At 60.9% G+C, this 243-nt stretch carries 1 pseudogene; it reads right to left on the bottom strand.

Annotated elements, in window-relative coordinates:
• Positions 1 to 243, bottom strand: a pseudogene (locus J5M67_RS29285) (arylsulfatase); the annotation flags it as partial.

Genomic DNA, 243 nt, shown 5'->3' with positions numbered 1-243 from the left:
GCTCGAGCATGCCATCAGCGTACTCGTTGCCCGGCATGCCGCTCTGGCCCTGCATGGATTCGCGTATGTGGGTGAAGGCGTGCATGCGGGTGGTGTTCATCCAGACGAAGAACGGCTTGTCGGCCTTGGCCTGCTTGTCGATGAAGTTGATCGCCGCCTGGGTGGTCTCGTCGTCGATGGTTTCCATGCGCTTCTTGGTCAGCGCACCGGTGTCCTCGATCTTGCCGTCGGCGAAGGAATGGA

The organism is Pseudomonas sp. 30_B (assembly GCF_017491605.1).
In the GTDB taxonomy this organism is placed as follows: domain Bacteria; phylum Pseudomonadota; class Gammaproteobacteria; order Pseudomonadales; family Pseudomonadaceae; genus Pseudomonas.
This window is presented reverse-complemented; position numbering and strand designations above follow the sequence as displayed.